The organism is Blautia difficilis (assembly GCF_014297245.1).
GTDB lineage: Bacteria > Bacillota > Clostridia > Lachnospirales > Lachnospiraceae > Blautia_A > Blautia_A difficilis.
The window spans coordinates 1-12,718 of sequence record NZ_JACOQG010000008.1 but is presented as its reverse complement, the minus strand read 5'-3'; the positions used below and the strand labels follow the sequence as shown (position 1 = coordinate 12,718).

The following is a 12,718-nucleotide window of genomic DNA, read 5'->3' as shown; positions in this document are numbered from 1 at the left end:
TCAGGGACTTTTTATTAAATATTATGCACGTTTCAGTGCTACAGAAAGTGCCTTGGAAACAATACTTCCCACTACAAAGCAGAAACCTGCCTCAATCAGTCCCTGAACTCCTACAAAGGCTGCCACAAAGACAATCGGATTACTTACACCAAGGGTGGAAACAATACCCTGAATATAATCAGTGTTGTAGAAGAAGAGACATAAAAAGCCCATGAAGAAGAAGGTATTCAGTAACGGACATGCCAGTGAAGCAATGTAATAGGAAAATTTCTTCGCCGGTGATTTATGTAATGCTGCAAAAATAAGTCCAGTGATCCATCCTTCCAGTACACGTGCCACGATACATACAATAAAGGTTGCTGCCGGGCTGATATTAAAAAGTGCAGCTGCGAAAGCAGAACTTCCTGTAACAGCCATATAGAAGCTGGTTGCACCGAAAGTAAATCCACATACAGCTCCGCCCTTCGGTCCAAGAATAATGGCACCTACAGCTACCGGGATGGTGAGAAGAGTGATGGATAAGCCGGGAGTACGAAGGTAACCCAGCGGGGTAAAGGACATGAGCAGAATAATGGCAATCATCATAGCCAGTTCTACCATGTAAAGAGTGTTACTCTTTTTTGCTACGTTTGTTGTTGTAGTTGTTGCGTTCATATAAATTCTCCTTTTGGTCTGATAAAACGGCGCAATGCGTCCCCTGCTTTTCAGACAGTTTAGAGTATGGGGATTAAGCGTTTTGAAAAATCTGCATCAGAATAAAAAGATATGAAATAAGAAATATCTTCCGGTAAAAATTTCCAGTGTGTAGACGCCTTACAGGTCGCCTCACAAATTTAACCAGACTGCAAAGTGGATGATTTGCTCCACCAGACTGCCAGATGTGGAAAACAGATGCATTTTCTTCCGAATAACGCTCCCGTAAACAATAACACATTTGATAAAAAACTGCAATGTTTTATAGCATGTTTGAAAATAAATACAGGATATAGAGTTACTGTGAACGGAGTGAACAGTAACTCTATATCCTGTAAGAAATGATTGATAGTGAGATTTAACGTTCCATCATACTGATAGACTCAATTCCTACACTTCCTCCACGCACCACTTCAATTCTGTGGAATTCTTCCTTGATTAGTTTCACTACTGCATCATTCTTGGTTGCTGTCTGGACAAATTCCAGAAGCAGGCTGTCTTTGCCGTAGTCAATGACCTTTGCTTTGAAGGTTTCGGCAATCTGAAATAGCTCAACCTTATCTTCTTTGGAGCAGTTGAAAACCTTAATATACAGAATCTCCTTCATGCGGACAAATACGTCGGTGAAGTCAATAACCTTAATCACCTCAATCATACGGTTTAACTGCTTTTTAATCTGTTCAAAAGTTTCGTCATCACTGACAGTTGCGATCGTCATTCGGGATACGGTAGGGTCTTCTGTTGTTCCTACTGTAAGACTGTCCAGGTTATAACATTTTCCGGAAAAAAGACCGGAAATTTTGGACAGAACACCTACCTGGTTCTCAACATAGAGAGAAATCCATCTTTTTTTCATTCCTTTATCCATAATAATATTCCTCCTGATCAACAGTCCATAATCATATCTTCCAGAGTTCCGCCTGGTTTGATCATAGGATAAACCATTTCCTCAGGGTCAATGATGAATTCGATTACTGTAGGTGCCTTTGTATTCTTTTTGGCTTCCTCAAAGGCTGCCGCAATTTCCTCTTTCTTTGTGACACGGATTCCCTTTGCTCTGTAGCTCTCTGCAAGTTTAATGAAATCCGGGGTGTACTGTGGATATTCCATACCTTCAGTGCGGCGGGAAAGTGCTCCTGCACGCAGGTTGGTCATGGCATAGCGCTTGCCGTAGAAAAGCTTCTGCCACTGGCGTACCATTCCAAGATATTCATTGTTAAAGATACACAGTATAACAGGAAGCTCTTCCAGAACTGCAGTTGCAAGCTCCTGAATGTTCATCTGTACACCGCCGTCACCTGAGATAACGATGACCGGTCTGTCAGGATTTCCGATTTTGGCTCCGATACCGCCCGGAAGGCCATAGCCCATGGTTCCCAGACCACCGGACATGATCATCTGCTTACCCTCTGTGATTTCAGCATACTGGGAAACAAGCATCTGATGCTGTCCTACATCTGTTACGATAATGCTGTTTTCAAACTGTTCATTGATCTCTTTCAGAATATCCATGGGACTTAACATATCGTTTGGACGCATTTTCAACGGATGTTCTTCTTTCCATGCCTGGATTTGCTCAAGCCATTTGCCGGTAGGACATTCCTGTACATATTCACTCATCTTTGTGATAGCTTCTTTTGCATCAGCAACAATGGGGATATCCACCTGAATATTTCTGGAAATGGATGCAGTATCAATGTCAATGTGGATAATCTGGGCATGTGGTGCAAATTCATGAAGCTTTCCGGTGATTCGGTCATTGAATCGGGTTCCGATGGAGAAAAGCACATCGCAGTTGCTGACTGCCATGTTTGCTGCATAGGCACCATGCATACCAAGATTTCCGATATAGAGCGGGTGGTCTGTAGGGAGGGAGCCTTTTCCCATTACAGTTGTGACAACTGGTACCTTTGTTTTTTCTACTACTTCACGGAAGATTTCGTGGGCGCGGGAGATTACTACACCGCCGCCGGCCAGGAATAAGGGACGTTTTGCTTTATTTAAAAGTTTGATGGCACGTTTGAGCTGGCCGATGTGGACATCTGTGTTTGGTTTGTAACCGCGGATGTTTACATTTTTAGGATATTCTGCGCTGCCAAGTTCTGCCATGACGTCCTTTGGAAGGTCGATGAGGACAGGTCCCGGACGGCCAGTGCGGGCAATATAGAAGGCTTCTTTGATAATTCTTCCAAGGTCTTCACGTTTGCGGACAGTAACGCCGTATTTGGTGATGCTTCTGGTGATTCCTACGATGTCTACTTCCTGGAATGCATCGTTGCCGATCAGGTGGCGGGCTACCTGTCCGGTGAAGCATACAAGAGGTACGCTGTCATAGTTGGCGGTTGCAAGTCCTGTTACAAGGTTGGTTGCGCCGGGGCCGCTGGTTACCAGACATACACCGACTTTTCCGGTGGTTCTGGCGTAGGCGTCTGCTTCGTGGACAAGGGCCTGTTCGTGACGGGGGAGGATAATTTTGACGTCGTCCTGTTTGTAGAGTTCATCACTGATGTCGATGGTACAGGCTCCGGGGTAGCCGAAGAGGTATTCTACGCCTTCTTCTTTTAAGGCTTTGACTAAGAGTTTGTTGCCGGATATTTGTTTCATATGGGGGACCTCCTTTTTGTATGGTATAGGTACGCTCGGAAATTTATTTGTTTTCGGGTGCGGTTTCGGAGCCTAGGAACTCTAAGTGTCTGAAAATCTACTAAAAGCGTTCAGAAAAATCTCAAACTCGCTGCGCTCAGACAGTGAGATTTTTCTGAACAACGCAGATTTTCAGGCACTAAGATCTACACGACTCCTGCAAATGCACACCAAACAAATAAATTTCTGAGCTGTGCATTGGCAAATACAGGGGAGCAGAATGGCGCTGTGCTGATTCTGCTGGGGGAAGGTAGGTTTGCCGGGATAATTCTCAAACATTCGAAATCCGCTGATTTACTATGTAAATCGCTACTTTCTTATGTTTGGCGGGTCCCAAGTTCAAAAGTTTTATCGTGCAAGCACGAACGTCTTTTTGACCTTTTGCCCTTGATATCTAAATATAGTAAAAAACGCCCCGGGCTTATTGCCCAGGGCGAAAAATAATCTTCCGCGGTACCACCTGTATTCAGAGTCTGGCTCTGCACTTTGTCAGTACTGATATACTGTGTTCCTGTAACGTGGAACTGACGTTGAAGCCTACTTGGCATGTCTGTTCAGATCTGTGGATCAGACGGGAGATGCGGTTGGGTTCACTGCTCGAGGGCTACTTCTACAATTCGTTCACGAAAGCTCGCACCGACCGCTTCCTCTCTGTGCTTCCCGGGGTTGTGTACTCCTCCCTGTCATGGCATTTGGCTGATAGATAGAGATATTCATTGTCCGGATAGGGTGGACAAATGTTTTCTTGGGTTACATTATACATTTGGAGAGAGGGAATTGTCAACTGGGTTTTGTAGTAATTATGTAAAGCTTTATAAATAATAAAAGGGAAACTATATATTCAATCGTATTTTCTCAGTCTTCCGATCATCTTAATTCCTGCTATCATCAATGCAGGGAAGACCAGTGCTGCGAAGATGCCAAGTTTTAGGTTATCGTTTAGAACTCCTGAAATCATCCCCACGTAAGTTGGTCCGGAAGAACATCCTACATCCCCTGCAAGGGCAAGAAGCGCAAATAGAGCTGTTCCGCCTCGCTTTACAGAGGCGGCTGCCATACTGAAGGTTCCCGGCCACATGATACCAACAGATAGACCGCAGACTGCACAGCCAAGAATCCCAAGCGTAGGTACAGGGATAAATGCAATCATCAGATAGGAAATCATGCACAGAATGGCACTGTACTGCATAAAGCGTTCCAGATTGATCTTATCTCCGAATTTTCCGTAAAATGCCCTGGAGCTTCCCATGAGAATTGCAAATGCCATAGGACCTGCCAGATCTCCAATGGTCTTGTTAATTCCAAAACTCTTCTCAGCCAGAGTAGAGGCCCACTGGCTTACAGCCTGTTCGCTGGCTCCGGCGCAGAGCATCATCAGCATCAGGATCCAGAAGATTTTTTTCTTAAAAAGCTCTGCCACCGTCATCCCTTTTTCTCCGTCATCCAGTAACGGAGCAAATGGGACCCTGGTAAAAAGAATTCCATTTATAACAGGAATCAAGGCCCATACAAGTGCCATATATTTCCAGTTTGAAATACCGAAAATACGGAAAAATAACGTAGAAAGAAGTACCACCCCCACATGTCCCCAGCAGTAAAAGGAATGAAGAAGGCTCATTGCTTTCTCCTTATTGTCTGTAGGGCAGGCTTCCACAACAGGGCTTACCAGTACCTCCAATAAACCACCGCCAATGGCATAGACCATAACTGCTATGAGAAGTCCGGCAAATGGATCACTCAGATATTCTGGCAATACAGTGAGAAGAATCAGCCCTGCTGCTGCCATCCCATGTGCCAGGATCATTGAGGCGCGATAGCCAATTCTGTCTACAAAGCCGATGGATGCCAGATCTACCAGAAGCTGGATTCCGAAATTAAAAGTAACCAGAAGTGTAATCTTCTGCAGAGAAATTCCGTAACTGCTCTGGAATGTAAGAAACAGTAGCGGAACAAAGTTGTTGACAATAGCCTGCACTACATATCCAATAAAACAGGCCTGTAGTGTTCTGTTATAATTTGTTTTCATCCGATGTGATATCCCCCTATCTGAAATATATGATGCCGATAGAATTCATATATAAATTTGTTTTTATCGGTCAGCAAAGACAGTTTATCATATATCTTTTTATTTTTCTTTCGTTATCTTTTGATTTTTTTGTAAATTCCTATACTATTATGATTTTTTGAGGAATTTTCATTATATAACTTGCCTGATAGAAAGAAAGACTATATAGTATTAATCAAAACAGTAAAGTAATGCGAGTTAACAATAGGGAGTATTCAGGAGGGTTTATGGCAAAAAAGAAAATATATGCAGTACGCAAGGGACATAAAACAGGACTTTTTGCTACATGGGCGGAGTGCCAGAAGGCAGTGAGCGGATATTCAGGAGCTGAGTTTCGGGGATTTACAGAGAAAGAGGAAGCATTGGCTTTTCTGAACATGGAGACAGCAGGAAATGTATCCGGTGATAAAGCAAAAGAGGCGGCAGGAATCGTGGAAGTACCTGAAAATATGGTCATTGCCTATGTGGACGGAAGTTTTGAAAAAAGTATTGGCAGATATGCTTTTGGCTGTGTGATTCTTACACCGGACGGACAGGAAGTCCGCAAATCAGGCAGCGGAAGCGATCCTGCAGGAGTTGCCATCCGGAATGTGGCAGGGGAGATGCTTGGTTCTATGACTGCAGTAAACTGGGCTATAGAAAACAAATATCCGGCTGTGGAAATCCGCTATGATTATGAAGGGGTAGAGAAATGGGTAACAGGTGTATGGAGAGCCAAAACACCACTGACCAGCAAATACGCAGCCCAAATGCAGGAAGCAGGAAAGAAAATAAAGATTTCTTTTTGTAAAATCGCAGCCCATACAGGCAATCACTACAATGAAGAAGCGGATCAGGTGGCTAAGAGTGCATTGCTTAAAATGGATGAAGAAGTACGGATATAAAAATCTTAGTGGAAAAATAAAAAACAGCGGCTTTTTTTACAATATTTCTGGTTGCTATTTCCGGAAAGATTGTTGTAAAGTACTTTACTTCTTGATATAATTAATCGATTTTACGGAGAAAAAGGAAATGAGAGAACGAATAAAAAAAATAAACTGGAAGTTTGTATTTGTGATGTTTGTTGGAAATGTTATTCTGGGACTGGGAGTTGCGATCTTTAAGCTTTCAGGGCTTGGAAATGATCCCTTTACAGGAATGGCTATGGGACTGGCAGAATGTATAGGGATTGAATATCCCCGATTTGTGATTTTGCTCAATGTGGGATTTTTTGTCATAGAAATCATATGGGGAAGAAAACTGATCGGTGTGGGGACAATTGTAAATGCGTTGCTGCTGGGATACTTTGTTACATTTTTCTATAATCTTGTGACATCTGTGATCAATGCACCTGAACAGATGGTTCTGAGAGTGGTGACAGTATGTATAGGAGTGATTGTTGCAAGTCTTGGGATTTCTATGTATCAGCTGCCTAATCAGGGAGTGGCACCATATGACAGCATTTCACTGATCATGGCAGACAGATGGTCAAAGTTTCCGTATTTCTGGTGCCGAGTCTTTACGGATGGAATCAGTGCACTTGTATGCTGGCTGTCAGGTGGTATAGTAGGTCTTGGAACCCTGGTCGGTGCATTTGGATTTGGACCATTTGTACAGTTTTTTGACACACACTTTACATCTAAAATACTGGAAAAATGCAATAAATAATAAAAGACTGTCTTGTATATACGCAGAAGAAAATGGGTATATACAGGGACAGTCTTTTTGTATCTGCAGTGTGTTTGGAAAATGCTTTGTGGCTTTACACCGAATAACTGCTTTGCAGTTTATCAGAAGGTTAACTGCACATATGACATGCTTCACATGCAGATGGTGTGACAGCACATCCGCCCATTGCAGTTTCACGCAGTTCAGCAGGAAGCTTTCTGCCTACTGTAAACATAGTCTGTATCATTTCATCCAGAGGAATCAGCTGATGAATTCCGGCAAGAGCCATCTCAGCAGCGATAACTGCGTTGGCCACACCTGCTGCATTTCTGTTCTGGCATGGATATTCTACCAGACCGCCCACAGGGTCACAGACCAGACCCAGCATATTCATAAGAACAGTAGATGCGGCATAAGTACATTCTTTCGGTGTACCGCCCATCAGTTCCACAGCAGCAGAAGCTGCCATGGCAGAAGCAACACCAACCTCAGCCTGGCATCCGCCTACAGCACCTGCGACTGTGGCATTTCGCATTGCCAGATATCCAATGGCGCTTGCATTAAATAATGCCCGGATGATTTCGTCATCAGAGAAATGATAATGTTCCTGCATTGCAAGCATCAGTCCGGGAACGATTCCGGCAGAACCGGCGGTGGGGGAGGCAACGATCAGTCCCATGGAAGCGTTGGTTTCCAGTGTTGCCATGGCATAAGTGATGGCTTTTTGAAGAAGATCTCCGCAAAGTCCCTTTTTTCCCTGAGAGTGAATATTGAGTTTTCGGGCTTCTCCGCCAATCAGACCACCCATGGATTTTACCGGCTTTTCAATGGGAGAACGTGCAGCTTCCCGCATAATTTCAAGCACTCTGGTCATTTTTTCTTTCACAGTTTCTGCTGTTGTTTCCCCAAGTTCAATTTCACGGATCCGCATGATCTCTGAGATGGGAAGATTTCTTTCTTCACAGAGTGCGATCAGTTCCTGTGCATTTTTAAAGTCCATAATAAAAATTTTCGTTACTGTTTAACCTGTACACAGTAACACTCCTTTCTCTACATCTGTACGATCATAACTTCGTGAATATTCGGGTTTTCACGGATCACGGGGACAATGTCCTCCGGAAGTCTGCCGTCAGATTCTACGATGGTGTAGGCAATATCACCTTTTCCCTCGCGGAAGAGGCGCATAAATGCAATGTTGATCCTGCGGTCACTGAGACATTTTGTGATATAAGCCGCAACCCCCGGGGTATCCTGATGAATCACGATCACAGCACTGTATTCGCCTGTAAAATCTACCTGTACATGGTTGATCTCCACGATGCGGACCTTGCCGCCGCCCAGAGATTCTCCACGGACAGTCATTTTCTGGCCCTTTTCATTTTCCATACAGATATCTACAGTATTTGGATGGATATCTGTTTCTGTTTCATTTGGAGTAAAAGAAAATTCCAGACCATTTTCGTGCGCAAGCTCATAAGAATTCCGGATGCGCATATCATCTGTGGAAAAACCCATGATGCCCCCAAGCAGAGCACGGTCTGTACCGTGTCCGTGGTAGGTTCTGGCAAAGGAACCGTATAAAATAAAATCAGCCCTTTTTAACGGTCCTTCAATCATTTTCTGGGCAAGATAGGAAATACGTGCCGCACCTGCGGTATGTGAGCTGGAAGGGCCGATCATGTTTGGCCCCATTACATCAAAAGCACTGATAAATGACATAAAAAATATTCTCCTGTGAATATGTGAAATATAGTATTGATAAAGTGATTTTATTGTAACATTTGTCTGCAAAAGAAGCAAACCTGTCATTACGTTAATATTAACAAAATTTAATGTAAAAATAGTAAAACAGGGTTGCTTTTTCAGTGTGGTGCGGTTACAATAACAGTGCATTTCAGTTTTTAACCGAATCAAGCAAGTAGCGAAGCGGATTGCGAATATCCGCTTGACTAAATTGATAATTAAGAAAATTTAAAGAAAAGGCAGGTGGAACAGAATGGATAATTGCGATTCTCATGGGCGAAGTAGTAGCACAGGATCTGAAATAAAAAGAGTATATGAGTATAGCAGCCCTTCTGTTCTGCTGTAGTCATATATTACCACGTCTTTTTATATCTTATCCTGTATTATGAAATCCCCCGAATCATGCAATTACATATTTGACAGAGAACAAGAGTAAGTGATGACAGAAATAACTTACTCATTTGTTGTGCTGGAAAATGTATAGAGAAGGTAGCAGTAAACATAACAAGTGTAACAGACTGCTTTCTTTTTGTGTACTTTTATGTAAATAACGGAGGAAAAAGTGATGGAAAAAAGAGTACAGGATTATTCAAAAGAAATTCTGAAGATTATCCGCAGCAACACATCTCCGGCTGTTATGGCAGCCAGACTGCAGGATTATCATGAGAATGACCTGGCTGATGTATTACCGGTTCTGACTGTACAGGAGCGATACAAACTGTACCGTATTCTGGACACAGATATGCTTTCTGATATTTTTGAATATACAGGTGAGGAGAATGCAGCAGAGTATCTGAATGAAATGGACGTAAAAAAAGCAGCAGCCATTTTATCCAGAATGGAGACAGATGCTCTGGCCGATGTATTAAATAAAGTTGAAAAAACAAAGAAAAAAATACTGATCGATCTGCTGGAACCTGAGGTTCGCCGTGATGTGGAAATGATCGCGTCCTTTGATGAGGATGAGATCGGAAGCCGCATGACCACAAATTATATTGTGATCACAGATAAGCTGACCGTCAAGCAGGCAATGAGCAGTCTGATTGAACAGGCTGCAAAGAATGACAATATTTCTACTATTTTTGTAGTGACAGAACAGCAGAAATTTTACGGAGCGATCAATCTGAAAGAGCTGATCATTGCCAGACGGGATGATCTGCTTGAAAATCTGGTGGTGACCTCTTATCCGTATGTGTATGCGGAGGAGAGCATTGATGACTGTATTGAGGAACTGAAGGACTACTCTGAGGATTCCATTCCGGTTCTTGACAATGATAATCAGCTTCTGGGTGTTATCACATCTGCCAGTATCATTGACCTGGTTGATGATGAAATGGGTGATGATTATGCGAAGCTGGCCGGTCTGACTGCAGAAGAGGATTTGAAAGAGCCATTGAAGGAGAGCATGAAGAAACGTATGCCATGGCTGATTATTCTTCTGGGACTTGGGATGGTTGTTTCTTCTGTAGTAGGAATTTTTGAAAAAGTAGTAACTGTACTTCCGATTATTATGTGCTTCCAGTCACTGATCCTGGATATGGCAGGTAATGTGGGTACACAGTCGCTGGCTGTAACAATCCGTGTCCTCATGGATGAATCCCTGACAGGAAAACAAAAGCTGGAACTGGTGTGGAAGGAAATGAGAATTGGTCTGTGTAACGGCAGTCTTCTTGGTTTTCTGTCCTTTATCCTGATAGGATTGTACATTTACCTGTTTAAGGGAAAAACACTTCTGTTTTCCTATGCAGTATCCGGATGTATCGGTGTGGCACTGTTGCTGGCTATGTTGATCTCCAGTGCAGTAGGTACCTGTATCCCACTGTTCTTTAAGAAAATCAATATTGACCCTGCAGTTGCATCCGGTCCGCTGATCACTACGATCAACGACCTTGTAGCAGTAATTACTTACTATGGACTGAGCTGGCTGTTTTTATTGGAAATATTGCAGTTTGCGGGATGAATTTCAGATAATAAAAACAGGTCCTTTATCTTTGATTATAAGATATTGGACCTGTTTTAAAGCGTGTTTGAAAAATACAATGTCTGATATTTGCAATCTGGAATAAATTTTGTGAAATAAGGGAAATAGCAGTTGACATTATTCAGGGGATATACAAATAATATATTGCAATTAGTGTTTACAAAGCGTATAAACGTTACTGAGAACGGAGGAAACAGTAACAAATAAACAGCGGTGCAGGAAATATTAGCGGTAAACAGTAATAAGAAATTGAAAATATAATATATATATATAATGTATCTGTGAATAAAACCAGTGTGCCGACAACTGTATAATTTAACAGATACTATCGGCAAAACAGTCGAAAGGCTGCGGCGCAAAACTAAAGGGCCTGTAAAATGGCAGCCAGTTACATTTATACAGAGAGTAATGTCTTGTTGTATTGTAGCGGGCATTATTCTCTTTTTTTAACCGAATCAAGTAAGTCCCCTGCTTCAATTGAGAAAAGCAATAAGCAGTTATTCGGTTATGAGCAAGTAGCGAAGCGGATTGGGAATATCCGCTTGAATGACCGCGCGTCGCATTCTCGTTACTTCAGCCTGCAAATAAAAAGTCAATACTAAAATTGAAGAAAGTTAAAAAACTTTACAGGTTAAAAATTAGGCATTAAAATAAGGCCACCACAACCAGTGCTGGTCTGAAAGTAAAAGTTTTGAATTAGCTTGGATCAGGAAGAACAGAAAGATATTCTTTCACTCGTCCATAGTATATTCTGAGAAATTTATTAGCACCTGCAGTCATATAAACATAGTAAGGCTTACCCTGGGTGCGTTTTCTGTCCATGAATTGATATACAGGATCATCCTGAGGCATGGTTTTGATAAGAACATCCATTACTTGAAAAAGAGTCTTTCTTAAATTTGAAGATCCACGTTTGGATGTTGGGACGCTTTTTTGTGCATAGGAACCAGATTCGTTTACCCCAGGATCAACTCCGGCGAATGCAGTAAGGGCTCCTTTATGCGTGAATCTGGTTACATCACCGATCTCAGCCATAAGCTGTGGACCGAGAGATGGACCAATCCCTTTAAACTGCATGACAATTGAGTATTCAGGAAGCTTTGAGGCAGTCTCGTTCATGAGAGTGCGTATTGTTTCGACAGTAACGGAAGTACTGTTGAGCTGATCGATAGCTTGTCTGATGATATGTTTGGTTATTTCATTCTTAGGAAATACTGGAACAAGTTCCTTTGTTTTGGTGTAAATTTCTTCCGCTTTTGATTTATTGAAGGCATATTTTTTGCGCTTGCACCAGTTCTGATAATGTTCAACAAAAGCGTTTAGAGACATTTTACGAATGCAATCTACATGCCAGTATGTAGAGACAAAATCAACCCATTTCTGGGAACCATCACTGCGGGTGGGACTATTGAAATAAGTATTTGCATTTGGATAGGTCTGGTCAATGAGGCCAATAAGATTATTTTTCATAGCCGTTTTTTGTTTCACATAGAAATGGAACTGACGATTCATGACCTTTAGCTGAGCGCGTAATTCATCTGTAATACTATACGGTTCAAGACTTTGCCATTTGTCAAGAGCGTAGCGGGCAATCTTGACAGAATCAGCTTTGTCGGACTTGATTTTGCGAAGAGAATCGTTATTAAAATCTTTGACCAACTTGGGATTAACAGCACTGACAAAGAGATCTGCTGCTGAAAGCTGGTGAGCAAGTGCTTCGTAGTAGCGGCCGGTATGTTCCATTACAACCCGGGATTCACCTTCGATAGAATGAATAAGTTTAATAAGTGAATGGATATCACTGGATGTGTGCTTAATCTCAAAAGGAGAGGATACAATCTCCCCAAATGGTCTCAGAATTGTAACCATACTTTTACCTTTTGAAACATCGATACCTACTGCGTTCATAAATTTATCACTCCTTAAAAAATATTACAATGGATAAA

The 12,718-nt window shown here is 42.2% G+C and carries 10 protein-coding genes, 1 riboswitch and 1 other annotated feature; of the genes, 3 read left to right on the top strand and 7 right to left on the bottom strand.

Going from position 1 to position 12,718, the window contains the following annotated elements; translation table 11 throughout:
• Positions 1-21 precede the first annotated feature (21 nt).
• From H8Z82_RS06765 to H8Z82_RS06750, 4 genes are all read right to left on the bottom strand, one after another.
• Positions 22-654: an ECF transporter S component gene (locus H8Z82_RS06765; protein ID WP_019162660.1), complete on the bottom strand. Its 633-nt coding sequence runs from the start codon at positions 652-654 to the stop codon at positions 22-24.
• Between the two features lie 397 nt (positions 655-1,051).
• Positions 1,052-1,561 carry an acetolactate synthase small subunit gene (gene ilvN, locus H8Z82_RS06760; protein WP_019162659.1) on the bottom strand — a complete coding sequence of 170 codons (510 nt, stop codon included), beginning with the start codon at positions 1,559-1,561 and terminating at the stop codon, positions 1,052-1,054.
• 17 nt (positions 1,562-1,578) lie between these two features.
• Entirely contained in the window at positions 1,579-3,297 is a 1,719-nt protein-coding gene (gene ilvB, locus H8Z82_RS06755; protein WP_186994665.1) for a biosynthetic-type acetolactate synthase large subunit, read from the bottom strand.
• 465 nt (positions 3,298-3,762) lie between these two features.
• Positions 3,763-4,032 (bottom strand) — a binding site (T-box leader).
• A gap of 145 nt (positions 4,033-4,177) precedes the next feature.
• Positions 4,178-5,362 carry an MFS transporter gene (locus H8Z82_RS06750; protein WP_186994664.1) on the bottom strand — a complete coding sequence of 395 codons (1,185 nt, stop codon included), beginning with the start codon at positions 5,360-5,362 and terminating at the stop codon, positions 4,178-4,180.
• Between the two features lie 266 nt (positions 5,363-5,628).
• Here H8Z82_RS06750 and H8Z82_RS06745 point away from each other — a divergent pair, with 266 nt between their 5' ends.
• Both H8Z82_RS06745 and H8Z82_RS06740 read left to right on the top strand, forming a co-directional pair.
• A complete protein-coding gene (locus H8Z82_RS06745; protein ID WP_186994663.1) occupies positions 5,629-6,285 on the top strand; it encodes a ribonuclease H1 domain-containing protein in 657 nt (218 codons plus the stop codon).
• A 127-nt stretch (positions 6,286-6,412) separates the two neighbouring features.
• Positions 6,413-7,048: a YczE/YyaS/YitT family protein gene (locus H8Z82_RS06740; protein WP_186994662.1), complete on the top strand. Its 636-nt coding sequence runs from the start codon at positions 6,413-6,415 to the stop codon at positions 7,046-7,048.
• A gap of 130 nt (positions 7,049-7,178) precedes the next feature.
• Here the strand turns inward: H8Z82_RS06740 and sdaAA are convergent, their stop codons facing one another.
• Together sdaAA and sdaAB are read right to left on the bottom strand one after the other, a co-directional pair.
• The gene (sdaAA, locus tag H8Z82_RS06735; protein WP_186994661.1) at positions 7,179-8,048 is read right to left on the bottom strand and encodes an L-serine ammonia-lyase, iron-sulfur-dependent, subunit alpha; all 870 of its coding nucleotides are present in this window, start codon (positions 8,046-8,048) and stop codon (positions 7,179-7,181) included.
• 50 nt (positions 8,049-8,098) lie between these two features.
• Positions 8,099-8,767, bottom strand: coding sequence for an L-serine ammonia-lyase, iron-sulfur-dependent subunit beta (sdaAB, locus tag H8Z82_RS06730; protein WP_186994660.1), 669 nt, complete (start codon positions 8,765-8,767; stop codon positions 8,099-8,101).
• A gap of 589 nt (positions 8,768-9,356) precedes the next feature.
• Here sdaAB and mgtE point away from each other — a divergent pair.
• The gene (gene mgtE, locus H8Z82_RS06725) at positions 9,357-10,751 is read left to right on the top strand and encodes a magnesium transporter (RefSeq protein ID WP_186994659.1); all 1,395 of its coding nucleotides are present in this window, start codon (positions 9,357-9,359) and stop codon (positions 10,749-10,751) included.
• A gap of 341 nt (positions 10,752-11,092) precedes the next feature.
• Positions 11,093-11,168: riboswitch (cyclic di-GMP riboswitch) on the top strand.
• Positions 11,169-11,468: 300 nt separating this feature from the next.
• On the opposite strand, the gene H8Z82_RS06720 is transcribed toward mgtE, so the two are convergent.
• Positions 11,469-12,680: an IS110 family RNA-guided transposase gene (locus tag H8Z82_RS06720; protein ID WP_019160295.1), complete on the bottom strand. Its 1,212-nt coding sequence runs from the start codon at positions 12,678-12,680 to the stop codon at positions 11,469-11,471.
• Positions 12,681-12,718 lie beyond the last annotated feature (38 nt).

Excerpts from the sequence above, each read along its gene's own strand:
- H8Z82_RS06765 (WP_019162660.1), bottom strand. The coding sequence starts at position 654 with ATGAACGCAACAACTACAACAACAAACGTAGCAAAAAAGAGTAACACT.
- ilvN (WP_019162659.1), bottom strand. The coding sequence starts at position 1,561 with ATGGATAAAGGAATGAAAAAAAGATGGATTTCTCTCTATGTTGAGAAC.
- ilvB (WP_186994665.1), bottom strand. The coding sequence starts at position 3,297 with ATGAAACAAATATCCGGCAACAAACTCTTAGTCAAAGCCTTAAAAGAA.
- H8Z82_RS06750 (WP_186994664.1), bottom strand. The coding sequence starts at position 5,362 with ATGAAAACAAATTATAACAGAACACTACAGGCCTGTTTTATTGGATAT.
- H8Z82_RS06745 (WP_186994663.1), top strand. The coding sequence starts at position 5,629 with ATGGCAAAAAAGAAAATATATGCAGTACGCAAGGGACATAAAACAGGA.
- H8Z82_RS06740 (WP_186994662.1), top strand. The coding sequence starts at position 6,413 with ATGAGAGAACGAATAAAAAAAATAAACTGGAAGTTTGTATTTGTGATG.
- sdaAA (WP_186994661.1), bottom strand. The coding sequence starts at position 8,048 with ATGGACTTTAAAAATGCACAGGAACTGATCGCACTCTGTGAAGAAAGA.
- sdaAB (WP_186994660.1), bottom strand. The coding sequence starts at position 8,767 with ATGTCATTTATCAGTGCTTTTGATGTAATGGGGCCAAACATGATCGGC.
- mgtE (WP_186994659.1), top strand. The coding sequence starts at position 9,357 with ATGGAAAAAAGAGTACAGGATTATTCAAAAGAAATTCTGAAGATTATC.
- H8Z82_RS06720 (WP_019160295.1), bottom strand. The coding sequence starts at position 12,680 with ATGAACGCAGTAGGTATCGATGTTTCAAAAGGTAAAAGTATGGTTACA.